Here is a 23793-nt window from a genome sequence, read left to right as displayed (position 1 = left end):
GGCCGACCTTCCGGCTCTGCCTGCCCTGACGCCCCCGCCTGTATCTTTTTTCATCAGATCTGGTGCCAAAGTGACAATCCACCGCATTTTCAGCATAGTTTCGCCAAATATTCACGATTTCGACGTCTGATCAGGTAGAGTGACCCACACAATGAGTGACCATGTTTATACCGGGCGTGAACGGCCTTGCCCCCGCCAGACCTGCAACCGCGCTGCCGCCCGCATTCCGGGACCTGCGGCGCTGAAAAACCGAGGCATTACCGATCATGCTTGATGTCAAACCCACCTCTTTGCCAGGGGTCATGCTGCTGACACCCCGGCGCTTTGGCGATGCCCGTGGCTGGTTCACGGAAAGCTGGAATGCCGAACGGATGGCGGCGGCCGGATTGGACCTTGCCTTTGTGCAGGACAACCATTCCTTTTCCGCCGAACCGGGCACCTTGCGCGGCCTGCATTTCCAGAAACCGCCCCGGGCGCAGGACAAACTGGTCCGCTGCACGCGCGGTGCGATCTTTGATGTGGCGGTCGATGTGCGGCAGGGTTCAGCGACCTATGGCCAGTGGACCGGCGCGGAACTGACCGCCGACAACGGCCATCAGCTTCTGGTGCCAAAGGGCTTTTTGCACGGCTTTGTCACTTTGCTGGCCGATACCGAGGTGCAGTACAAATGCACCGATGTCTACGCGCCAGACTGTGATGGGGCAGTGCGATGGGACAGTTGTGGCATCGACTGGCCTTTGCCGGTGGCCCAGCCGATCCTGTCCGACAAGGATCGTGCCGCGCCACCCTTTGCCGGTTTTGAAACGCCTTTTGTGACGGGAACATACGCATGAAAATTCTGATCACCGGCGGCGCGGGGTTCATCGGATCGGCCGTGGTGCGGCAGGCGGTAGCGCTGGGGCATCATGTGGTCAATCTGGATGCGCTGACCTATGCCGCCAATCTGGCCAATGTGGCTTCGGTCGGCAATTCGCCCCTGTATCAGTTCGAGCAGGCCGATATCCGCGACCGTGCCGCCCTGAACCGGATTTTCAGCACTCATAAACCCGATGCCGTGATGCATCTGGCGGCGGAAAGCCATGTCGACCGCTCGATCGACGGGCCGGGCGATTTCATAGATACCAATATCACCGGCACCTTCAACATGCTGGAGGCGGCGCGCGCGCATTGGCAGGCGGCTGGCCGGCCGGATACATTCCGCTTTCACCATATTTCCACCGATGAAGTCTTCGGCAGCCTTGGTCCCACCGGCCAGTTTGACGAGACCACGCCTTACGACCCGCGCAGCCCCTATTCGGCCTCGAAGGCGGCAAGTGACCATCTGGTGCGCGCCTGGCATGAAACCTATGGACTGCCGGTGGTGCTGACCAATTGTTCCAACAATTACGGCCCCTTCCACTTCCCCGAAAAGCTGATCCCGGTGGTCATCCTGAACGCGCTGCATGGCCGCCCGATCCCGGTGTATGGCAAGGGCGAAAATGTGCGCGACTGGCTTTATGTCGAAGACCATGCGACCGCCCTGCTGATCGCGCTGGAAAAAGGCGTACCGGGGCGCAGCTATGCCATCGGCGGCGAGAATGAGCGGCGCAACATCGATCTGGTGCGCACGATCTGCGAATTGCTCGATGAGATGCGCCCGGCGGGTGCCCCGCATGACCGTCTGATCAGCTTTGTGATCGACCGTCCCGGCCATGACGCCCGCTATGCCATCGATCCCAGCCGGATGCGCGAAGAACTGGGCTGGCGGCCATCGGTCACGGTCGAGGAAGGGCTGCGCCGCACGGTGCGCTGGTATCTGGACAATGAAAGCTGGTGGCGCCCGTTGCTGGACCGGCAGGGCGTGGGGCAGCGGCTGGGGACAGCACCATGAAGCTGCTGGTCTTCGGGCAAAGCGGACAGGTGGCGCACGCCTTGGCACGGCTGGTGCCGGAGGCCACCTTTCTGGGCCGCGACCGCGCCGACCTGACCGATCCTGCCGCCTGCGCCGCAGCGATTGCGCAGGTTAGTCCGGAAGCCGTGATCAACGCCGCCGCCTATACGGCGGTGGACAAGGCCGAAACCGAAGAAGCCGTGGCGCATGCGGTCAATGCCCTGGCCCCCGAGGCCTTGGGACGGGCCTGTGCAGAGCTGGCAATTCCGCTGGTGCATATCTCGACCGATTACGTGTTCGACGGAGCAGGCACCGCTCCGTTCCATCCGACCGACCCGCTGGCCCCGCTGGGGGCCTATGGGCGCTCCAAGGCGGAAGGAGAGGCGCTGTTGCGCGCAACCGGGGCCGTGCATGGCATCTTGCGCACGTCCTGGGTCTTTTCCGCCGATGGTGCGAATTTCGTAAAGACCATGCTGCGCCTGTCAGAAACCCGCGACCGGCTGACGGTGGTGGGCGATCAGGTTGGCGGCCCGACCCCGGCAGCGGCCATTGCACAGGCCTGCCTGATCATGGCGCAACGGCTGCGCGAAGACCCTGCCCTGTCAGGCAGTTATCATTTTTCCGGCGCGCCCGACACGACATGGGCTGAATTTGCCCGGACGATCTTTGCCCTGTCCGGGCGCAAGGTGGACGTGGTGGACATTGCCACCGCAGATTATCCGACCCCGGCGCGGCGACCGCTCAATTCGCGGATGGACTGCACCACCACCCTTACCGCGTTTGGAATCGCCCGGCCGGACTGGCAGGCAGGGCTGCGCGATGTTCTTACAGATTTGAAGGTTATGGCATGACACAACGCAAGGGAATCATTCTGGCAGGCGGCTCGGGCACGCGGCTTTGGCCCATCACCATGGGCGTCTCCAAGCAGCTGTTGCCGGTCTATGACAAGCCGATGATCTATTACCCGCTGTCGACGCTGATGCTGGCAGGCATCCGCGAGATTGCGATTGTGACCACGCCGGAAGATCAGGAGCAGTTCAAACGCCTCATGGGTGACGGGTCGCAATGGGGCCTGCGGTTTGAATGGATCGTCCAGCCCACGCCTGACGGTCTGGCGCAGGCCTATCTGCTGACAGAGGCGTTTCTGGATGGCGCACCCTCGGCCATGGTGCTGGGCGACAACATCTTCTTTGGTCATGGCCTGCCAGAGCTTCTGAAAGCCGCAGACAGCCGCGAGACCGGCGGCACCGTCTTTGGCTACCGTGTCACCGACCCGGAACGCTATGGCGTGGTGGCCTTTGACGGCAACGGCACCGTGAAGGAGATCATTGAAAAGCCGCCTGTGCCGCCGTCAAATTACGCCGTGACGGGGCTCTATTTCCTCGATGGCCGTGCGCCCAAATTCGCCAGCCAGATCAAGCCCTCACCGCGCGGCGAGCTGGAGATCGTGGATCTGTTGGCCGCCTATCTGTCCGAAGGCAGTCTGCAGGTCGAGCAGATGGGCCGCGGCTATGCCTGGCTGGACACCGGAACCCATGAAAGCCTGCTGGACGCCGGAAATTTCGTGCGGACCCTGACCGGGCGGCAAGGCCTGCAAGTCGGCTGTCCCGACGAAATCGCCTATGTTCTGGGATGGATCACAGCGGATGATCTGATGCGGCGGGCCGGTGTCTTCCGCAAAAACGACTATGGCAAGTACCTGCTGACGGTTGCGCAGCAAGGCTGAACCCGTCGCAGTTCGCGCGTACCGGCTGGGTTTGGCAGGGTCATAGAAACGATTTATTAACCATTATGTTGCACGCAGTCTGGTGTGGGTGCGGCGTCAGCTTGGGGTGTCCCATCGCAAAACGCCGGTGAACAGGGGGTGATCTTGCTGTTCGGTCCGTCAGGACAACAGGAAGATGGTTCTTGGGAAGTGACAGGAATGCGTGAGCAACAGACACTGGCCAGCCCCGCTTTGCGGCTGGCTGTGGCTTTGCTGGCCCTGGTCGCCCTGTCCGGATGCTCCACGCCCCGGGGGGCCGCGCTGCAAAGCGAGGTGTTGCGCGGCAAATCCAATGTAAATGCCGATTTTCAAGTGGTTGAGGTGACGCGAGCCTCGGTCGATCAGGTGGCACAGTGGCCCCGTACCGGTTGGGCCGGGTCTTATCAGTGGCTTCCCAATGGGTCAGGCGCGAACAGCCCGCTGATCGCCCCCGGCGACCGGATTTCGCTGGTGATCTGGGACCCGCAAAGCAACTCGCTGATTGCCACCGCGGGAGAGCGGTCGGTAAGCCTGCCCAATCTGATGGTGTCCCCCGAAGGCACCTTGTTCGTGCCCTATGTCGGCGACATCCTGGTGCGCGGCAAAACCCCGTCTCAGGTGCGGCAAGAGATTGAAAGCGCACTTGCCCCCACCGTCCCCTCGGCACAGGTGCAGCTGACGGTCGAGGTCGGCCGTCTGAACTCGGTCGATGTCGTCACCGGGGTGGGCCGTGCCGGGCCCTATCCGCTGATGGACCGCAACACCACGATCCTGTCGCTGATTGCCCAGGCCGGCGGCATCTCCTCTACCCTGCGCAACCCGCTGGTCCGGTTGATCCGGGATGGGCGGACCTATGAGATCCGGTCGGAAACCCTGTTTTCCGACGGGTCAAAAAACGTGCTGATGACAGGCGGTGACAAGGTCTTTGTCGAGGAAGACCGCCGCTATTTCACCGCCATGGGGGCAACCGGGCGGGAAGAGTTGATCTATTTCGACCGCGAGGCTGTCAGCGCGATGGAGGCTTTGTCGCGGGTCGGCGGTCTGGTCGATGCGCGGGCTGACCCGAAGGGCATTCTCGTGCTGCGCAACTATGCGGCAAAGGATGTGCGCGCGGACGGATCGGGGCCGGGCAAGACGCAGGTGGTGTTCACAATCGACCTGACCAGTGCCGCGGGCCTGTTCGCCGCACGCGCCTTCGAGATCAATCCCAAGGACACCATTCTGGTAACAGAATCGCCGATGGTGGCCGCGACGTCGATCATGGGGCTGTTCGGCAGTGCCTTCGGGTTGCGCAATGTGGCGACTTCAGACTGACCGCGGCCCCGGGCACGCGCGAGGCCTAAGGTGGTCCGGTTGCCCTGCGGTCCACTGCGGGGTCGAGAGTGTGAAACGTGCATGATGGTCGGGGGTGCAATGTCGGAAAACCAGAACAGTGCCAAGGATCACCCACTGCCCGAATCTACCCTGCTGATCATATCTCTTGGTGGCGTGCCCCCTGCAACCGGCCCGGTGGCGGGGCCTGTGCTTGCGCGATGCCTGGTGTTTTCGCCAGCCCCCCCTGACGGCACAGCGCAGGTGCCCGTCGATGTAACCCATATCGCGGCAATTCCCGGCCCAGAGACAGGCGACTCTGAGGTGATACACTACAATATGCCCGGATTGGCCAGCCTTTCGGCCCCGACGGCTGCCCTGCGTGACCTGCTGCCGGGTCTGATGGTGACCGGGCGCAGGCCTGTGCAGCGCCTGGGCCCACAGGATCTGGCCCGGGTGCTGCCGACCGGGGGCGATGTCGCCGTGCAGGTCCTCTGCCCGGGGGCGGAAGCCGAAATTCTGGACGCGCTCTGGCACTTTCTGGGACCGGACCGGATCACCCAGATCACCCTGCACTGCGGCGAGGCGGCATTTTTCGACGGTGCCAAGGGGCGGGCTGATCTCGAGCACTTGCTGCGGGAACGGGCTTATGACCTGACCGCCTGTGACAACACCGATCCGGATTGGCCGATGCTCTGCTTTCGGCCCGACCTGAAGGCCAGACAAATCACCGCGCTTGATCTGCAGGTGAAAGCGCTGACGGCAACTCTGGCCACGGTGCGGGCGGCGCAGGCAGAGGCAGAGGCGCGGCTGCTCTGCGCGCAGACCGAGGCAGAGGCTCGCGAGGCACAGCTGCTGGCCCAGACCCGCTCCCTGCAAGAGGCGAAGGATGCGGCGGACCAGTCCCTGGCCGCCCTGCGGGCCGAACAGGACTCCCTACGCCAAACCCTTGCGCTGCAGCAGACCGCCGCAGCCGAGGCGATCAAGAAACGCGATGATTGTCTGGCAGAACTGGCCCTTGCGGCGCGATTGCAGGCCATGCAGACACTGGACCTGCGTGATCTGCGCTCGCAACTTGAGCACAGCACGCGGGACCGTCAGCGTCAGGAAGACCTGTTGCGCAATCTGACCCCCAGACTGGCACAGGCGGCGGCGCATCTGCACGCGCTGAACATCGGTCAGCCAGAGGCCCCGGCAGAGCCAATCGGCAAGGATATGGGGCAGGTCCACCCCGGCTCCTTGCAAGCTCCGCAAAAGGACAAGAAGCGCCGCAAGACCGGGCCGGGATCGGCGCGATGACCCGCCCGCCCAGCACCCGAAAGCTTGCCGCAGATCTGAACGACGCGCTAGATCTGCTGGCCGAGTATCGCGGCACGGCAGATCATGCGGGCGGGACAGAGCCTCTGCCCAGCCTGTTGGCGCAATGCGTGGCGCTCTGTGACGGATTTGCAGAGCCGGCCCCCATCCGCAGTCTGCACCATTTTGCCTGCACCGGCGGCACCTTGCTGTCGCGCTGCGTGGCAGCCCTGCCCAACACTGTGCTGATGAGCGAGATTGATCCGCTGAGCCGGATCAAGCTGGGGCCGAAATACTTGAAATTTGCGCCGAACGATGTGCTGCTGGCCCTGCTCCGCGCCGAAGAGCGGGTGGATCAGAGCGTTATTGTGGCAGCGTTTCAGTCTGCCATCGCGACAACCGTGGCCGCTTTGGATAGGCGGGGCCAGCGGCTGGTGCTGCGCGACCATCCCCATTCGCAATTCTGCATGGCAATCGACCACAGTACGCGCCCGACCGTGTATGAGATGCTGGCCCAATGCTGTACGGTCAAGGCTCTGGTTACCGTGCGCCACCCGCTGGACAGTTTCATCGCGCTTGATGCGCATTGGTGGCACGATTTTTCGCCCTTCACACTGGACGAATACAGTGAGCGCTATACCGCCTTTCTGACCCGGCATGCCGGCCTGCCAATGCTGCGCTATGAAGAATTTGTCGCAGATCCGCAAGCGGGGCTGGAACGGATCTGTCGCTATCTGGATCTGACATTTGACCCTTTGGCACTTGATCTGATCGGTGCCATTCAGATCAGCGGCGACAGTGGGCGGACGGGCAACACCATCGCCCCCCGCCCCCGCCGTCCGGTTCCGCCACAGATCGAGGCACAACGCGGCGACCCGCGTTATATCCAGCTCTGTGCGCAGCTTGGCTACGATCCATAGCTGAAATGGGTGCGCATCCTGCGGTCAACTGTCTTCCCGGCTGACCGGCAGATCATGGCCATGGGCTTTGAGCAGCGCGTGCCGCCGGGCCGCATTCAGGTCATGCGCGACCATTTCGGCACACATCTCCTGCGCGGTGATCTCGGGCGTCCAGCCCAGCTTTTCGCGGGCCTTTGTTGGGTCGCCCAAGAGGGTTTCCACTTCGGCCGGGCGGAAATAGCGGGGGTCGATCCGCAGCACCACCTGGCCGGGGCGGACCGCCGGGGCCTTGTCGCCCTGCACATCGACCACCGTTGCGGTTTCATCCACCCCTTCGCCCTGAAAGCTGAGCCGCAGGCCAAGCTCGGCCGCGGTCCAGGTGATGAAATCGCGGACCGAGTACTGTTTTCCGGTCGCAATCACATAGTCTTCGGCACTGTCTTGCTGCAACATCATCCACTGCATGCGGACGTAATCCCTGGCATGGCCCCAGTCGCGCAGCGAGTCGATATTGCCCATGTACAGGCAGTGCTCCAGCCCTTGCGCGATATTGGCGAGGCCCCGGGTGATCTTGCGGGTCACGAAGGTTTCGCCGCGGCGCGGACTTTCATGGTTGAACAATATGCCGTTGCAGGCAAACATGCCGTAAGCCTCACGATAGTTCACCGTGATCCAATAGGCATAGAGCTTGGCCACAGCATAGGGGCTGCGCGGGTGGAACGGCGTAGTCTCGCGCTGCGGGGTTTCCTGCACCAGCCCGTAAAGCTCCGAGGTTGAGGCCTGATAGAAGCGTGTCTTCTGATCCAGCCCCAGAAAGCGGATCGCCTCCAGCAGGCGCAGGGTGCCGGTCGCATCGACATCGGCGGTGTATTCGGGGGCCTCGAAGCTGACCGCAACATGGCTTTGCGCCCCCAGATTATACACTTCATCCGGCTGCGCCTGCGCCAGAATGCGGGTCAGGTTCGAGGTGTCCGACAGATCGCCATAATGCAGGCGCAGCCGCGCGTTATCAAGATGCCGATCCTGATAGATGTGGTCGATCCGCTGGGTGTTGAACTGCGACGCGCGCCGCTTGATGCCATGCACCTCATAGCCCTTGTCCAGCAGAAATTCGGCCAGATAAGAGCCATCCTGACCCGTGATGCCGGTAATGAGCGCGCGTTTGGTCATGTATCGTTCCCGTCTTCGGTTACAGGTCAGGCCGCCGGGGCCAGCAGGGAATAGCCGCACAGGGCCATGATCTTGCCACCGGGCAGATGTTTGCGCAGCGACGCCAGGTAGCTGGCGTGCACAGACATTGGCACCAGGATCAGCTTGTTGTAGCCGATGAAAACGGGCCAAAGCGTAGGGCGCCGCTGCAGGTAGGTCACCGCGCCTTCGAACACCCCAATCCAATGGGCGTTGAGAATGTCGTCCAGAAACACCGCGCCCTTGTCGTGAAGGATGGCTTCGGCAAACTGCAGGTCGCTGAGGGTGTGCTCGACCGTGTGGCCCCCGTCAATCGAGATAACCTTTGGCGGAATGGCGCGGAACCGGGCCAGATCGCCGTGTCGCAGACGCGTGGAATCCCCTGCGATGATTTGCACATTTGCGCCGCCATGGCGGTCATACAGACGCAGGCTTTCCGCAAATTTGCTGCTGCTGCCATGGCCGCTCCTGTCGATGTTCAGCGCCTGATCCTCAAAAAGGTCAATCGCGAAGGAAGATGCCTCCCCCGGTGCCACCATGGCATTGAGCGGCAAGAAGAACCGCCCGTGGTGCACCCCGATTTCCAGCGCGCCACCTTGGACAGCCATTTCGGCCTGCGTTTGATGCAGCAGTTTCAGGATCGGGAGAAGACGGGCGTCAACCCAGCCTTCAACTTTGGGGAAACCGTCCTGCGCGTAAGTATCAAGCCAAGTGTTATACACGATATTTGCCTTCAGAAATTTAATGATCAGCCATCCAGTCACGTTTCGGACTATGGTGTTAATTGGTGAGACAACCTTTAGAAAAGCGATCTTGAAGCGTGGCAGCGGTCATGGATCAGTTGATCCTGTCAAGTAATCTGTTATATGTTGCCCAATCGGCATGTCGCGCCACGAAAGCGCGGAACTCATCATTTCGAAGCACAGGCTTTTCGTTCAATGCCCTGAACTTTTCTACAAATGAAGTCAGCTGGTCCTCTGAAAGTGGCGAGGCACCAAGCGCTTCATAAAGAGCATTCATGTGCACCGCACTTGAGAAAAAGTTTTCGTATATTATGAAATGGAACTTCCTCAACACTTCTTCGGGTTGCTGCATTACAGTCCGGATGCTGGCGTTCCACTCTTCAAGACCAAGCTTCCATGGCCGGTTCCAGGTGTCGTTCAAATCTGTGAAGCGAGAATTGTAGCTTTCGATGACAGACAGAGGATTTCGCACAATGTAGACATGCTCGGCCTGCGGAAACCTTTGGAGAATTACCTCTAGATTTTTATAAAGAAGAGGGTACTTATCCCCGATCATCATTGCCCGCTCGTATTTTATCAGTCGCTGCTGAGGGTCAACTTTGAATCCTTGCCCATGGGAGTCTCCTGGCTTTACATCTAGATAGCGATCTTTTTCAAAATGTTCATCCTTTAGCCACCCACCTTCAATCGCAAAATAGTATCGCTCCATCCCGATATAAAAATATGGATTTGAATTGAGCACTTCCACGAGCGCGGAAGTTCCCGATCGAGCAACACCAGAAATGAATGCTATTCTTTTTGTCACCGCCGATACCCGTACTCCATGGCGTCACAGCAAAAATCTGTGGACCAAGATTTCATTTCAACTGCAAGAAAAACGCTGACGTTGCCACACTTCGGCAAAACCCCTCATAGCTCAGGTCAATCCGTGCCCGACGCTGCATCAGATAGCGGTGGCCCTCCGCCACAAGGCCGGGGGTCGACAATGCCCGATCCGCCTCGGCTTCATCCGTCACATAAAGCGGATAGTCCGCCCCCAGATATTCCACCACCGCAGGCAGCGGGTTGATGAGGATGGGCGTGGCGCGGGCGATGCATTCGATCACCACATTGTTGGCCGCCGTGCCGTACAGCAGGCACAACACCACCGCAGATGACAGCAACGCGTCGTAGCGGTCATTGGGGATGAATTCCACCATCTCGACACAGGGATCGCGCTGATCGCCAAACACCGAAATCTCGCGGTCCAGAAACGCGCGGGTCCAGTGTTTTGTCAGCATGATCCGCCGGTGGCCAGGGGCGCGCAGCCGGTGGATCGCCTGCAACCGGCGCAGCCAATCACCCACCTGCACCACCGAAGGTGCCACGCGATAGGCGTCGGGATCGAAGGGGGTGGCGTCATAGCTGGTCGGGTGTTTCACCGCCAGCGTGGGCAGGCCAGGCAGGAACTGGTTGAGATCCGCCTCCAGATCCTGCGCCAGCGTCATGATCCCGCGACAGGCCGGCAGCGATTGCCGGAACAGGTCAGAGACCAGGAATGCTTCGGGCCGGGCCGCTGGTTCGAACCAGTCCGGCGTCTCAAACGGAACATGCAGAATGCCGATCCATGGCCGGGTCAGGGGGCGGACGTCAGAAGACCGTGCCTCACCCGTCTCCGTGCCCCAGACAAACTGGCGTTCCAGAAAGGGGATGAACAGCACCCCCTCCTCGGTGTCGGTTTCCAGAGGGGTCAGCGCATTGACCAGCGTGTTGAAATTGTTGCGATGCTGGCCAAAATCACGGCCCTTTTGGCCCAGGCACAATTTGCGCGGCACATCGCGCAGCAGATTGCAGTGTTTTGACGGCACCCTGTCGCGCCCGGCCAAAAACAGCGGCAGAAATGTATCTTCCACCTGTTTGTGCAGCCGGTCCAGATCGGTGCCGCGCCGGTTATGCGAATTGGGGTTGACGAAATAGAACCCCAAAGGGGCCGGGTTGAGCCAGCCAGACCCGCCGCCCTGCAACACCTTGAGCCAGAACGCCCAATCAGCATAGGTGCCATAGCGCCCTTCGTCGAACCAACCGAAGCGGGTATGCAGCGCGCGCCGCCAGACCGGCATGCAGTGGGGCATGTTGACCGGCACGAGGCCAGGCGGGTCCTGATCCGTCAGGCGGGCCAGATCATGAAACCCGAACGCCCCGGGCCTGTCAGCATACCATGCATCCCGGTTGTCAGGCAGGCTTCCGTCATCGGGGAAGGTTGTGAACGGGTTCAGGGCGGTGGCCGCCACCAGCACCTCGGGCCGGGTTTCCAGATCAGCCACCAGTGTGGCCACATGGGCCGGATCGCGCAGGTCATCAACATTTGCGTTTGAGACATAGGGCGTCCGTGCCACCCGGATGCCGATATTCCAACAGGCATAGAGCCCGGGGTCCTTGCGATACCAAAGCACTGTGGAACAGGAATGGCACATCAGGTGCCCGTCGAGAAGCCCTGCCTCGGGCGGTGACAGGGCGGACACGAGGAACAGATGCTCAATCTGGTCGCCATAACCGTCAAGCCGGCTGCAGTTGGCCAAAAAGCCGCGCATGAAATCTTCGGCACGAAACACTGAAGTGATCAGCGTGCAGCCAAAGTCCACCGGTGCAGGCGACGGACTGCCGCACCCCAAAGTCAGCACCACACCTTCGACCTCGGCCAGAAGGGCCGCGTTGATGCGGTCGATGGCAGGGCTGAAGGCAAGGCTTTTCATGCCATGCTGATCCCCCGCCAGCAACGCGCGACGCAGGGGCCCGACCCCGTCACGCGGCCTTTGCACGGAGGCGGCGGGAAAATCCGCAAGCCGCGCCAGATTGTCCGTGATGATCTGGTCGGGATCGGCGTCACACAGAATGACGACCTCAAGCCTATGCACGTCAGACAGGCGATGCAGCTCAGGAAGAACCGTTTCAAGCTGCCGTTCCGTGCCCGAGGGCACGCAAACAAGGATCTTTCCAGTGCTGGTGCTGGCGGGGTTGGGCCGGTATCCCGCCGTCAACCACCGGGTCTTGACCCATGGGCTGCCAAAGTAGTTCCATGGCGACACGGCATTCAGGCTGACATGGCGCTCCAGCAGATCCTGCACCTGCCCTTCCTTGTTCTTTGCCCGATAGAAGGCATCATCCTTGCCGGGTTCATGATGGTGCAGCACGATGTCCAGACAGGGATTGAACACCCTGAAGCCAGACCCGATCAGATCATGGGTCAGCAGCATGTCGCAGTTCATCTGGCCCGGAGAGTAGAACAGCGCCCGGGTCACCTGCAGCGGCTGACAGAAGGCCCAGGCATCAGCTGAAAGGGTGTTGGGAAGACCATTGCTGTCATACAGGGTGATCGTCGGCCTGCCGTTTTCCCTGTCGTGGCGGGTGAGGGCAAATACCACCGGCGAACCATCGGCTGTCATCGCTTCCAGCGTTTCGGTCAGCCGCAACGCCGATCCGTTGTCCGCAAGGCTGATATCTGCATTCAGCACCATTGCCGCCCGCGCGCCTTGTGCAAGGCAGCCGTTGGCCAGGGCGAACAGCTCGGCGAAGGTCGGGCGCGCTGCGGTGTGTTCGATGCGGATACGGCCCCCCTGTGCTCCGGCGGCGAGGCGCAACCAATCCGGACGGCCCTCTGTCAAAACCACGATCTGTCCCACGGCAGCCAGTGCCAGATTGGCCCGCAGCGCAGACAAGACCGGATCGCGGCGGTCAGGGGGCAGATCGCCAATGGTGGTGACAAGGGTGATCAAACGGCACTCATTTTCTGGTCTTGACGGGGGCCATCGGCGGCTCAGGCGGCGCGTCGGTAGGCAAGGGCAACACTTCGGGCAAGGATGGCCTGCGCCTGTGCCCGTTCGGGATAGCGGGACGCCGCCAGCCGTCGCAGCAGCCGATGCGCGCGCGCGGTATTGCCACCGTGCAGATGCGCCAGAGCGGCCGCGAGCCAAAGGTCGGGCCGGCAGGGATCTTTGGCGAGAGCGGTTTCCACATCTGTCACGCCCTGCGATTCAGGCACGGATCGCACGCCCAGATCTGACCGCGGATCTTCGATCGGGACCGGGGCGGTCAAGAGACCCTCTGGCAGCGGCAGGCGCAGGTTGATCAGCCGGGCGAAGATCACGTATTGGCGGCGCAGGCTGCTGTTCTGTGCGACATGGGGGCTGCGCTGCAATGCCCTGAGATCCTCGATGACAGCGCCCTGCTGGCTGGCATCCGGGCGCAGCGACGTAAGGTAAAGCTGGTACATCTGCTGCAAGGGGAAGGCCTGATCTTGGGTGAACTGTGCCGGTCGTCCTTCCGCGATATCGTTAATTTATTAATAGACTGTTAACCGTACTTTAACCCTTTGGATCGTACGGAGAGACGCCCGGGGCAGAGCCGCTGTCTGCCCCGGTCTTGGTCAATTGCGGGGCGGCGCAGAGCATCTTGCCACAACAATGAGCTGTCACTACCGTCCGGGACAAACACATGCTTGGATCGCCTGACCAATGAGAATCTATATCGCCGGACATCGGGGCATGGTCGGGTCTGCCATCCTGCGGCTGTTGCAGGCGCGTGTCGCGGCAGGTGAAGACTTGACATTGCTGACCCGCACCCATGCAGAGCTTGATCTGACACATCAGGCCGAGGTGCGGGCCTTCCTGCAAGAGGCGCAGCCCGATCTGGTGATCCTCGCGGCGGCAAAGGTGGGCGGCATCCACGCCAACAACAGCTATCCGGCTGACTTCATTTATCAAAACCTGATGATCGAATGCAATGTGATCCATCAGTCCCATGCGGCCGGGGTCCGGCGTCTGTTGCAGCTTGGCTCGTCTTGCATCTATCCCCGCGCCGTCGCCCAGCCGATGCGGGAAGAGGCCCTGCTGACCGGTGTGCTGGAGCCGACGAATGAGCCCTATGCCATCGCCAAGATTGCCGGCATCAAGCTGTGCGAAAGCTACAACCGTCAGTATGGCACCGATTACCGCTCGGTCATGCCGACCAATCTCTATGGCCCCGGCGACAATTTTCACCCGCAGAACAGCCATGTCCTGCCCGCGCTGATCCGCCGGTTCCACAACGCGGTCCGCACCGGGGAAAAGGAGGTCACGATCTGGGGATCGGGACAGCCCCGGCGCGAATTCCTGCATGTCGATGACATGGCCGAAGCCAGCCTGTTCGTGCTGGATCTGCCCAAGGATGTCTACGACGCCAACACCCAGCCGATGCTCAGCCATATCAACGTGGGCACCGGCAAGGATATCACCATCCTTGATCTTGCACGCACCGTGGCTGCCGTCACGGGCTTTGATGGGCAGATCGTAACCGACCCGTCAAAGCCGGATGGCACCATGCAAAAGCTGATGGATGTCACCCGGCTGGCGCGCATGGGCTGGCAAGCACGGATCGGCCTGCGCGACGGCATCCAAAGCACCTATGACTGGTTTCTGGCGACCGATCCTGATGCGCTGCGCGCGTCCTGACCCTTTTGCCGCGCGCCCCGCGCCCAGGTTGGCCTGATGGCCGCGCCTGCGCATCTGTTCATCGATGTCCAGCACGGGTTGTGCAACCGCCTGCGGGCAATGGCCTCTGCCGCCGTGATCGCCCGGGCGACAGGCCGCCAGCTGGTTGTGGTCTGGCGCCCGGATCACCATTGTCAGGCGCGGCTGGCCGATCTGCTCGACTACCCCGGACCCGTCATCGAAGATGACAGCGCCGACCGTTTCCGCGCCCGTGCCGCCAAGGTCTACAACTACATGGAGATCGAACCGGGATCAGATCACGGTGCTGCGGTGCTGAATGATGACTGCGGCGGCGATGTCTATATCCGGTCAGCCTATTCCCTGACGAGCGGTCTGACCAGCATGGGGCAAGAGCAGCTGTTTCTGCGCCGTCTGGTGCCATCGGAACCGGTCTGGGATCTGGTGCAGTCCGTGCCACACCCATCGGACGTGGCCGCGCATATCCGCATGGCCACCGGCCCGGATTTCGAGCATCTGTCATTTGAATCCTCGGCCAACTGGCCCGCCGAACGGCATCGGGAGCTGACCGAATGGCGCCAGAAAAGCGATGTGTCCCGCTTTGTCGACCGGCTGGGGCGCGCGTTTGATCAGGGGGCGCAACATGCCTTTGTCGCCGCCGATCTGGCCGCAACCTATGCCGCGCTGTCTGACAGGTTCGGCACCCGGTTGCGTTGGCTTCCGCGTGACCGCTATGACCGCTCGGCCCGGCAGTTGCAGTATGCACTGGCTGACCTGATGCTGCTCACGGCGGCACCGCTGATGCTGGCCAGCCATTGGAGTTCATTTTCCGACGTGGCGCAGCGCCTGTCGCGCCCCTTTCACCGGGTGGAACGCAGTGGCATTGATTTCTGACCTGTCAGCAAGCCACCGATGTCAGGGTTCTTTGCCCCACCCCCTCCGCCGCGCTGGCCCCGACATGGAAAAGTCGCAGATCGCGCAGGTCGAAACGGAAGTCTTGCTTGGGCAATGGCAGGATCAGGGTGTGAAACCCGCCTGTCGAGACCAAAGGATCGCTGGCCGAAAGGCTGTGCAGGACCACACAAGCGCGGCTGGCGGGAGAGAGTGTGATATCCTCCGCCAGGATGGTATCAAATGCCTCACCCTCCTTGCTGGACCTGACAAATGGCTGGCAGGCAAAGGGAACGCTGCTCTGTGCGTCGATCACCAGACCAAAGCTGTCCCCGGCCGCAAAGGCACCGCTGCCCAGCCCGATGTTCAGCGCGAACCAGCGCGGGGTGCCGTTCAGCGCGACCTCGGCCGTCAGCAGCTGGCCGGGGTCAGACTGCATTGCGACTGAAACCTCAGCCTGCGCGCTATCCCAGGAAAAATAGACGTTATCGCACAGGGGGCCACAATCTGTCGCCGTGGTGGCAAGGGTGGCCTGCCGCAACCGGTGCAGCGTAAGGGCGGCGTTTTCGACACAAGGATGGGGCACAAGGAACACTCCTGAACAGGATACATAGTCTTACCGGTCAAAGCAGCATGCCAGTTTCATCGGCGCTGCACCAGCGGCCCTGACGCCGACCCATGTGCCGCAGAAACCGATGCGCGACAGGTCTGCCAATCCTTCCTGTTTGCTTTCATTGACATGCCAAAGCGATCGGGCAAGAAGTTACATCGATACGGCCGGACGAACGGGATCTTGCGGGACGGGTCGCTGCGACAGCGAGCCTTAGCGCCATGACTCGCACGCCCGGCGTCACAGCCGGAACCGTGACATCTTTTTGCCCGGCCGGTCCAGTGGTGTGAGTAAGAGGTAGCGTTCCGATCATGACAGCCATCATTCATCCAGTTCTTCTGTGCGGCGGTTCGGGCACGCGCTTGTGGCCATTGTCACGGCAGTCGTTTCCCAAGCAGTTCTCAAAGCTGACCGGCACTGAAAGCCTGTTTCAGGCTGCGGCACGGCGGATGCGGGGGGATGGGTTTTCTGCCCCGGTCGTGATCACCGGAAATGATTTCCGCTTTATCGTGGTGGAACAGCTGGCCGGGGTCGAAATTGCGCCGCAGACGATTCTGATCGAACCTGCCGGGCGCAACACGGCCCCCGCCGTTCTGGCCGCCGCGTTGCATCTTCAGGCCCATGATCCGGATGCCTTGCTGCTGGTGGCCCCGTCTGACCATGTGGTGCCCGATGATGTGGCCTTCCGCAGCGCGGTGCAGGCCGCAGTCCCGCGCGCCTTGGCGGGCGATATCATCACCTTTGGCATCACCCCCACCCGCCCCGAGACCGGCTATGGCTATCTGGAACTGGCCGCCGGCACCGATCCGCAGGCCGCAACGCCACAATCCCTCGCGCGTTTCGTTGAAAAACCTGACGCGGCAACCGCCACAAAAATGCTGAATGCAGGACATTTTCTGTGGAATGCAGGAATTTTCCTGTTCACTGCGGCCACGCTGGTGCGGGCCTTTCAAACCCATGCCCCGCGGGTGCTTGGCCCCGTGCAGACGGCGGTTGAAAGGGCACAGCCCGATCTGGGATTTACCCGGCTTGACCCGGCCGCCTGGGCCGATGTGCCCGACATCTCGATCGACTATGCCATCATGGAAAAGGCCCCCAATCTGGCGGTGATGCCCTTCTCTGCCGGCTGGTCCGATCTCGGCGGCTGGGATGCGGTCTGGCAAGAAGCGGGGCCGGATGAGGCGGGCAACGTCGCCTCGGCCAATGCAACCGCGATTGATTGCGAAGATACGCTCTTACGCTCGGAATCGCCGCGCATCGAACTCGTTGGTATCGGCCTGTCCGACATCATTGCCATTGCCACCACCGATGCGGTTCTGGTGGCGCATAAATCGCAAAGCCAGCGGGTGAAAGAAGCGGTTGCCATCCTGAAATCGCGCGGGGCCACCCAAGCCACAACCTTTCCCACCGACCACCGCCCCTGGGGCATGTTCGAAAGTCTGGTGATCGGCTCGCGCTTTCAGGTCAAGCGCATCGTGGTCAACCCCGGCGCGGCGCTCAGTCTGCAATCGCATCACCACCGATCCGAACACTGGATCGTGGTGCAGGGCACCGCCCGGGTGACGGTGGACGGCGAGGTCAGATTGCTGACCGAAAATCAGTCAATCTACATTCCACTTGGCGCAGTACACCGCATGGAAAACCCGGGCAAACTGCCGATGGTGCTGATCGAGGTCCAGACCGGCAGCTATCTGGGAGAGGATGACATCATCCGCTATGAGGATGTCTATTCGCGCGGCCCGGGCGCAAAGGGCTGACGCTGCAAGGAAATCTGCGGTGCGAATTACAGGCCGGTGGCAGACCTTGCCCTAGCTTTTTGCGCGCAGCGCCCGCAAAGGACCGGTGACGCGCCAGGATTTCGACGCATAAACGCTGTTCAGTTCATGCTCCAGCCCCTCGGCGCGTGCCTGGGTCGCGGCATTGGCCAGCAAATCCTGCTGATCTTTCAGCAGCACCGTCGCCAGAACCGCCTCGCGCCGGGCTGCCCGCTCTGCGGCCCGCTCAAGCTGATGCTCCAGGGCACGCAGCTTGGCGGTTTGCAGGCTCAGATCGGCGACGGTGTCGCGGTCGCGCTGTGATGCCTCCGCCAAAATCTTGATCGTTTGCTCTGCTGTGCCAAGGTCGTCAATCTGAAGCGCCAGACTCTCACGCAGCAGGCTCACCTCGGTTTCCAGAAGGCTGGTCTTTGCCGCAAGATCGACCCCCTCCGCCTGCAAGCGCGCAGTTGTCTGTTGTGCCGCCTTGGCCTGCCGATAGTCGTCCAGCGCAGCCTCACTTCCTTCAGCACAGACCCCGCGACCTTCCCCGCCGCGCCGCAGGGCCGCGATTTCACCGGCAAGACCCAGAGCGTCAGGGTCGTGCAGCAAGGCCGCCTCGGCGATGACCAGCAACACCGCATCGGGCGGCGATGGTCTGTCTGGCACCAGAACGATGCTGCCCGCGGGTGCAAGCTGTGCCAGCACCTTTGCCTCCCCCTCGGCCAAGGCACGGGCATCGACCAGGCGCAACCTGCGGCGCACCCTCCGGGCGGCGGCCAGCATGGGCTCTGCCCCTGCCGTCCAGACCGCAAGCGCCTGCGCGACAGTGCCGGATGCTGCAAGGTGCCGGGCAATCGCCTCGGCCGGATGCGCTACGGGAAGGATGATCGCAGCCTCGCCTCCGGTGAGGACCGCTGCGTGCAGATCCGCGAACCGGGCCAAACTTTGCCCCGGAAACAGCACTGAAAGCTGGGCCAAGATCTGCGGGGCCAAAGGATCTTCAGGGGCCAGCACCAACAAGGGCGACCGATCCGAATCAAGGGGGCTGGGCATCGGGATTCCTTCACTCGCACGGGCACAACACGGCGGTGACTGTGCCGGGGCCGGCAGCAAAAATCAACTGCCGGCCCTAACGGCGTGGCCCCCTGCCGTACCGCGTCTCAGATCCAGCGGCCAATTGCGGTATAGCCCCAGCGGAAGTCCTCGGTCAGCGCCACAGCCGCATAGACACGCATGACACCATTTGTCAGCGTGGTGGTGGTGGGGCTGCCGTTCATCGTAAGCCAGCCATCCGCCGACGCGGTAAAGCCCCCCCGCAACGCCACGGATGGCGCGGCCACGAAAGGCATGGGAAAGCTGGGAACGGTCAGCGTGGCGTTGGTGAACAGCGCCCCCCGCGCTGTGGTCACCGCCAGTGCCGGTGCGACCAGGTCGCGCCAGCAGATCTGCGTCCCGTCGGCAAAGCGCGCGTAATCCCCATTTGCATTGCTGCCACGTTCGATGATCGCGCCCGTGGGCAGACCCGCGGTCTGCGCCACTGTCCCCAGCACCCGGCCCTGATGCAGCAGTTCGGTCCACAGCACCGGCCCCGTTGCCGCGGTTCGGCTGCCATGCCAGACCCGGAGATCCGTGCCCGCAGCCCGCCGTGCCGCGATGATCACACATCCGCCGCCTGTGGTCTGGCTGACGATGGCGTTGCCGGAAAAAGCGGCACCGCTGCCGGGGGCACCGATGGCCGATGCCTCAAGATAGGTATAGAGACCCGGTGCAATATCCTGGGTGAAATCCTCAAGCAGCAGGCTGGCCCCGACGCCAAAATCACCCACCTTCAGCAAGCGCCCGGGGGTTGCATCGCTTGGGCTCTGGGTCACCGCCGGTCCGGTGACCGGGACCGACAGGTGCAGCGCCGTGTCGGTCACCACCGCCCGCGCGATACCGCCGGTACTTACCCCGATCTGATGTGCGGCGGGGCTGAACAACCCGGTGCCGGCATCGCCTTCAATTCCCAGCGATGGGTCGTCTGCCATGCCCGCAGGCAACAGCGCACCGGCGGGAAAGCGCAATTGCCCGGTTGCAGGCACGGTGCTCAGCGCCTCGGACCAAAGCGCGCCATCGGCGCTGACCTTGATGGCAAAGCCGTCATTGCCCGCCAGCCCCATCTCGGCCCGCCCCGACCAGCCGGTCTGGAACAACAGGCTCGCGGTGTCGACCGGGGCCGCCTTGTTGATCTTGAGCTGATGGCCCGCCCCGTCATGGGTAAACAGCGATGCCTGCGACGCCACCGCAAGCCGGTTGACCGCATCATAGTCCGTCCCGATCCCCAGCCCCGACAGCTGGTCCATCGGCAAGGGGGCCCAGACCCCATCCCGATACACCTGCAAGGTGGCACTGGCGCGGTCCCACACCCGCCAGCCGTCCTGCACCGGCACAAACAGCCAGCCATTCCCGGCATGCACCGCCACATGCCCCGCCCGCCCGGTCCAAACCCCGGTCGGTGCGCTGCCGATGGCCCAGACCTGACCATTCTGCGCTATCGCGGGCGGCGTGTTCTGGTCCACTGCCTCGACACACATTTGGGCGACAGCATCGATGATCTGCAGCGCTTCATTATGGGTGACATGCTTTTGCGCCTGTGCCGGAAGGATGTAGGGCATGGCAAGATTGGGCGTTGTGTCCGGCATCTCTGCGGGCTCCTGGGTAAGGTCGATGCAAGACCGTACCGTAGTCGCAAACTGGCTGACGCCGTTTTACCGCTGCGACGGGACCGCTAGGATTTGGTTAACCATTATCGCGTGTCGATGGCCGGGGGTCATCTTCGCCAGAGGCAAGGCGCAGCACAGCCGCATGCTCCAGCGAGGTGTCGCCCCGTATGGCATCGCGGAAGGCCCGCCAGATCAGCCTGCGAAGGGCCGGGCGGTCGGTGGGTGCATAGTGCCGCGCCAGCCGGGGCCAGCTGTACAGCCACAGTGGCAACAGCAGCCAGAACGCAGGTCCGGCGGCCAGCCGGTACAAGAAGAGCCGGTTGCGGTGGTAATAGTAAACCTTCCACACCGGCATCACCATGCCACCCGGCGACAGGGAAGCGGTGTCATGCTCGAACCGGATCTGTGGCGCAAACACCAGCCTGCCGCCGCGCCGGGTCAGGGTCATCGTATAGATTGCGTCCTCGGCATAGAGAAACAGACGCGCGTCCGGAACACCCGCCCGCGCCAACCCCTCCCGCGACAGGAACAGCCCAACAAAGGACGCCCCGTCAATCGGCAGGGCCTGCGCGGAGTCAAATGCCGCATCATTCAGATGGAACGCCGCCCGGCCGCCACCCAGCAGGGTGCGCAGGAACACCGGCAGATGCCAGAACGGGTTCACCGTGGGTCGGTTCATCCGGCAGATCTGCCCATCGGGATGGCGCACGGCAGCGGCCACGCCTTCTACCCCGGCAAAGGTGCCCTGCTGCAGCAGGCCGTGGAACAGTTGCAAAGCTCCAGGAAGCGGCCGGGCATCATCATCCATCACCACAACCCAGTCCGGATCATCCTGGGCGCGCACGATGTCAATACCATGGGCAAACCCGCCGGCACCACCGCGATTCTGAGCCAGCCGCTCTACCCGCAAACGGCAATCAGTCTGCGCCGCAAGCCAGGCCGATGTGCCGTCCGTGCTGCAATTGTCCACCACCACGACTGCGCCCAGCACGTCTTGCGGGCAGGCCAGCAAAGCGGCGACGGTCCGTTGCAACTGCGCCAGACGATTGTAGGTCACCACCAGAGCAACGATGTTCACATTTGCCTGCATCCCGGGTTGCCCGTCCCCCTTGCCCGGCCAGCAGCCGGCACCTGTTGCGGTATGGGCCAGCCGCCCTTCGGGCTCAAGCCCATTTGGCCTTATGGCACTCGCGGACGGGAAACCTGTTGCGTCATTGGGGCTTGTCGTAACGGGCAACTCATGGCACCACCAAAGCTGCACAGCAGGGGAGCGTTTGTTGGATCATGTTCTCGTAACAGGGGGCGCGGGCTATATCGGCTCGCATGCGTGCAAGGCTCTGGCTTTGGCGGGCTTCCTCCCGGTCACCTTTGACAACTTGACGACCGGCTGGCGTGAGGCGGTCAGATACGGCCCTTTGGTCGAAGGCGATCTGCTGGACCGCGCCGCCCTGGATGCCGCCTTTGTGCAATATGCGCCGGTCGCGGTGCTGCATTTTGCGGCACTGTCACTGGTGGGCGACAGCATGACCAATCCGGCGCATTACTGGCGCGTCAATCTGGGCGGGGCCCTCAATCTGGCCGAGGCGGCGGTGGCGGCGGGCTGCCGGAACCTCATCTTTTCCTCCACCTGCGCCACGTATGGCGATCAGGATGGCGTGGTTCTGGACGAGGCAACCCAGCAGCGCCCAATCAACGCCTACGGCGCATCGAAACGCGCCATCGAGGATGTGCTGGCAAATTTTGAAGCCGCCTTCGGCCTGCAACACGTGATCTTTCGCTATTTCAACGTTGCCGGGGCCGACCCCGAAGGGGAGTTGGGCGAACAACACAGGCCCGAAACCCATCTGATTCCCCTGATGCTCGATGCCATCGCAGGACGGCGGGACAGGCTGGTGCTGCATGGCACGAATTATCCCACGCCTGACGGAACCTGCATCCGCGATTATCTGCACGTGACCGATCTGGCCAATGCCCATGTGCTGGGCCTGCACTGGTTGCTGGCGGGCAAGGGGTCGCGCGCCTTTAACCTTGGCAGTGGCAAGGGGTTTTCGGTGCGCGATGTCATCCGCCATGCCGGTCATGTTACCAACCAAAGCGTGCCGATCACAGAAGGCCCGCGCCGCCCCGGTGACGCCGCCGTTCTGGTCTCGGGCAGTGACCGCGCCCAAAGCGAACTGGGCTGGACACCAAGGCATTCGACAATGGATCAGATGATCCGGGATGCCTGGCACTGGTCGCTCAAGCCGGGCTACGCGTCGTGACCGGCTCCCGAAGGGTCAGGCCATGTCAGGTCCGGTTCAACAGGTCTTTGTGATAGCGCCGCAACAGCAACAGCCCAAAGCAAAGCGGCAACAGCGACCACAGCAGCACGTACAGGACTGACACATATTCCGGCCGGTAGGTCGGGTAAAATCCCGCCCGCGTCAGCCCTGTAATGTGCATCCAGGGCAGGTAATACAACACCTGCTGCGCCGCCGCCGGCACACCTTCGTAGATGAAGAACACACCCGAGACGATGAACAGCGGGCGGCTCAGGATCGACCAGGCGATATCCCAAACCTCGATCCGCGCGCCCAGATAGCAATTCATCGTGCCCAACCCCAGCCCCAGCAGCGCCGACAGCCCCATGGCCAGGGCAATCGTGGGCAGGTCAAGGATGGTGGTGGTTTCAGACACCGCCAGGATCCCCCAGAAGATGATGATGGTGACCAGAACCCCGGTCAGCGTGTTCAGGATAAAGCGGGCCAGAAGGGCATCTATCCAGGTCACCGCCGGATAGGTCAGCAGCGGTCTGGAAAACGACAGCGACCGCGCCGTGGTGTTGGCAACCGATTGATAGAGCGAAAACGGCATGTAGCCGGTCGCATAGAATAGCAGGAAATCCGATCCCAGGGGTGGCCCGCTGAACATCAGCCCGAACCCGACCGCCATCACGATGATCGCCCCCACCGGCTCCAGCAAGGCCCAGGAATAGCCACCCGGCGACCGGCCATAACGCGTGGACATCTCGCGCAGCATCAGGGCCGATACGGTGCGGAACGTGGCCCAGGACCGCCTTGGCCTTGGGCGATCCATGGGCAAAAGCGGCGACTGTGCCTGCTGCGCTGTGCTGAGGTCTGCCAAGGGAAATCGTCCTTGTCTGATGAAACCGTCTTCAGATATGCTGTTTCTGTGTAACGAGTGCAAATTATTCAGGACGGCGAACCTTGACCGAACCGGCAAAACCGCAAGACGCGTCAGCCGAGGCGGCTCGCCCCACAGGGCCGGCACCCCCGCCAAGACCGATCGCTGTCGTCCCCCCCGCCTCCGCCGCGCCCAAA

21 protein-coding genes are annotated in these 23793 nt (G+C 62.3%); 11 read left to right on the top strand and 10 right to left on the bottom strand.

Translation table 11 applies throughout. The annotated features are described in order from the left end of the window. Positions 1-266 precede the first annotated feature (266 nt). From rfbC to CXR43_RS04750, 7 genes are all read left to right on the top strand, one after another. The gene (gene rfbC, locus CXR43_RS04780) at positions 267-833 is read left to right on the top strand and encodes a dTDP-4-dehydrorhamnose 3,5-epimerase (protein WP_103332939.1); all 567 of its coding nucleotides are present in this window, start codon (positions 267-269) and stop codon (positions 831-833) included. Beyond that, positions 830-1870 (top strand): dTDP-glucose 4,6-dehydratase, encoded by a 1041-nt coding sequence (gene rfbB / locus CXR43_RS04775; RefSeq protein ID WP_103332938.1) that lies wholly within the window; start codon positions 830-832, stop codon positions 1868-1870. Before rfbC ends, rfbB begins: the two co-directional genes overlap by 4 nt. Further along, on the top strand, positions 1867-2721 hold the full coding sequence (rfbD, locus tag CXR43_RS04770; protein ID WP_103332937.1) for a dTDP-4-dehydrorhamnose reductase: 855 nt from the start codon (positions 1867-1869) through the stop codon (positions 2719-2721). Before rfbB ends, rfbD begins: the two co-directional genes overlap by 4 nt. Beyond that, positions 2718-3596, top strand: coding sequence for a glucose-1-phosphate thymidylyltransferase RfbA (gene rfbA / locus CXR43_RS04765; protein WP_103332936.1), 879 nt, complete (start codon positions 2718-2720; stop codon positions 3594-3596). The genes rfbD and rfbA overlap by 4 nt, the downstream gene beginning before the upstream one ends. A 198-nt stretch (positions 3597-3794) precedes the next feature. Then, positions 3795-4928: a polysaccharide biosynthesis/export family protein gene (locus CXR43_RS04760; protein WP_103332935.1), complete on the top strand. Its 1134-nt coding sequence runs from the start codon at positions 3795-3797 to the stop codon at positions 4926-4928. A gap of 81 nt (positions 4929-5009) precedes the next feature. Beyond that, positions 5010-6224 (top strand): hypothetical protein, encoded by a 1215-nt coding sequence (locus CXR43_RS04755; RefSeq protein ID WP_103332934.1) that lies wholly within the window; start codon positions 5010-5012, stop codon positions 6222-6224. Next, complete coding sequence (locus CXR43_RS04750; RefSeq protein WP_103332933.1) at positions 6221-7141, top strand: sulfotransferase; 921 nt, start codon at positions 6221-6223, stop codon at positions 7139-7141. Before CXR43_RS04755 ends, CXR43_RS04750 begins: the two co-directional genes overlap by 4 nt. 24 nt (positions 7142-7165) lie before the next feature. On the opposite strand, the gene gmd is transcribed toward CXR43_RS04750, so the two are convergent. From gmd to CXR43_RS04725, 5 genes are all read right to left on the bottom strand, one after another. Beyond that, entirely contained in the window at positions 7166-8290 is a 1125-nt protein-coding gene (gene gmd, locus CXR43_RS04745) for a GDP-mannose 4,6-dehydratase (protein WP_103332932.1), read from the bottom strand. Between the two features lie 26 nt (positions 8291-8316). Then, positions 8317-9030 (bottom strand): class I SAM-dependent methyltransferase, encoded by a 714-nt coding sequence (locus CXR43_RS04740; RefSeq protein WP_146036469.1) that lies wholly within the window; start codon positions 9028-9030, stop codon positions 8317-8319. A 115-nt stretch (positions 9031-9145) separates the two neighbouring features. Beyond that, the gene (locus tag CXR43_RS04735; RefSeq protein WP_103332930.1) at positions 9146-9856 is read right to left on the bottom strand and encodes a sulfotransferase family protein; all 711 of its coding nucleotides are present in this window, start codon (positions 9854-9856) and stop codon (positions 9146-9148) included. 52 nt (positions 9857-9908) lie between these two features. Further along, on the bottom strand, positions 9909-12803 hold the full coding sequence (locus tag CXR43_RS04730; RefSeq protein ID WP_103332929.1) for a glycosyltransferase: 2895 nt from the start codon (positions 12801-12803) through the stop codon (positions 9909-9911). 41 nt (positions 12804-12844) lie between these two features. Further along, complete coding sequence (locus tag CXR43_RS04725) at positions 12845-13309, bottom strand: hypothetical protein (RefSeq protein ID WP_146036468.1); 465 nt, start codon at positions 13307-13309, stop codon at positions 12845-12847. Positions 13310-13541: 232 nt separating this feature from the next. Between CXR43_RS04725 and fcl the strand changes: the two genes are divergently transcribed. Next, the gene (fcl, locus tag CXR43_RS04720) at positions 13542-14516 is read left to right on the top strand and encodes a GDP-L-fucose synthase (RefSeq protein ID WP_103332927.1); all 975 of its coding nucleotides are present in this window, start codon (positions 13542-13544) and stop codon (positions 14514-14516) included. Between the two features lie 36 nt (positions 14517-14552). Next, positions 14553-15407 (top strand): O-fucosyltransferase family protein, encoded by an 855-nt coding sequence (locus tag CXR43_RS04715; protein WP_103332926.1) that lies wholly within the window; start codon positions 14553-14555, stop codon positions 15405-15407. A gap of 4 nt (positions 15408-15411) precedes the next feature. Here CXR43_RS04715 and CXR43_RS04710 read toward each other — a convergent pair whose 3' ends face one another. Beyond that, on the bottom strand, positions 15412-15990 hold the full coding sequence (locus CXR43_RS04710; protein ID WP_146036467.1) for a hypothetical protein: 579 nt from the start codon (positions 15988-15990) through the stop codon (positions 15412-15414). Between the two features lie 344 nt (positions 15991-16334). On the opposite strand from CXR43_RS04710, the gene CXR43_RS04705 reads away from it, so the two are divergent. Then, positions 16335-17771, top strand: coding sequence for a mannose-1-phosphate guanylyltransferase/mannose-6-phosphate isomerase (locus CXR43_RS04705; protein WP_103334024.1), 1437 nt, complete (start codon positions 16335-16337; stop codon positions 17769-17771). Positions 17772-17822: 51 nt separating this feature from the next. Here CXR43_RS04705 and CXR43_RS04700 read toward each other — a convergent pair whose 3' ends face one another. The 3 genes from CXR43_RS04700 to CXR43_RS04690 all read right to left on the bottom strand — a co-directional run bounded on the left by CXR43_RS04700 (position 17823) and on the right by CXR43_RS04690 (position 21551). After that, on the bottom strand, positions 17823-18824 hold the full coding sequence (locus CXR43_RS04700; RefSeq protein WP_103332924.1) for a hypothetical protein: 1002 nt from the start codon (positions 18822-18824) through the stop codon (positions 17823-17825). Between the two features lie 107 nt (positions 18825-18931). After that, entirely contained in the window at positions 18932-20452 is a 1521-nt protein-coding gene (locus CXR43_RS04695) for a DUF2793 domain-containing protein (RefSeq protein ID WP_103332923.1), read from the bottom strand. 97 nt (positions 20453-20549) lie between these two features. Continuing rightward, entirely contained in the window at positions 20550-21551 is a 1002-nt protein-coding gene (locus CXR43_RS04690) for a glycosyltransferase (RefSeq protein WP_246831280.1), read from the bottom strand. Between the two features lie 196 nt (positions 21552-21747). Between CXR43_RS04690 and galE the strand changes: the two genes are divergently transcribed. Beyond that, positions 21748-22734: a UDP-glucose 4-epimerase GalE gene (gene galE, locus CXR43_RS04685; RefSeq protein ID WP_210402054.1), complete on the top strand. Its 987-nt coding sequence runs from the start codon at positions 21748-21750 to the stop codon at positions 22732-22734. A 25-nt stretch (positions 22735-22759) separates the two neighbouring features. Here galE and CXR43_RS04680 read toward each other — a convergent pair whose 3' ends face one another. Beyond that, complete coding sequence (locus CXR43_RS04680; protein ID WP_246831279.1) at positions 22760-23596, bottom strand: ABC transporter permease; 837 nt, start codon at positions 23594-23596, stop codon at positions 22760-22762. Positions 23597-23793 lie beyond the last annotated feature (197 nt).

The organism is Pseudotabrizicola formosa, from assembly GCF_002900965.1.
Taxonomy (GTDB): domain Bacteria; phylum Pseudomonadota; class Alphaproteobacteria; order Rhodobacterales; family Rhodobacteraceae; genus Pseudotabrizicola; species Pseudotabrizicola formosa.
This window is presented reverse-complemented; position numbering and strand designations above follow the sequence as displayed.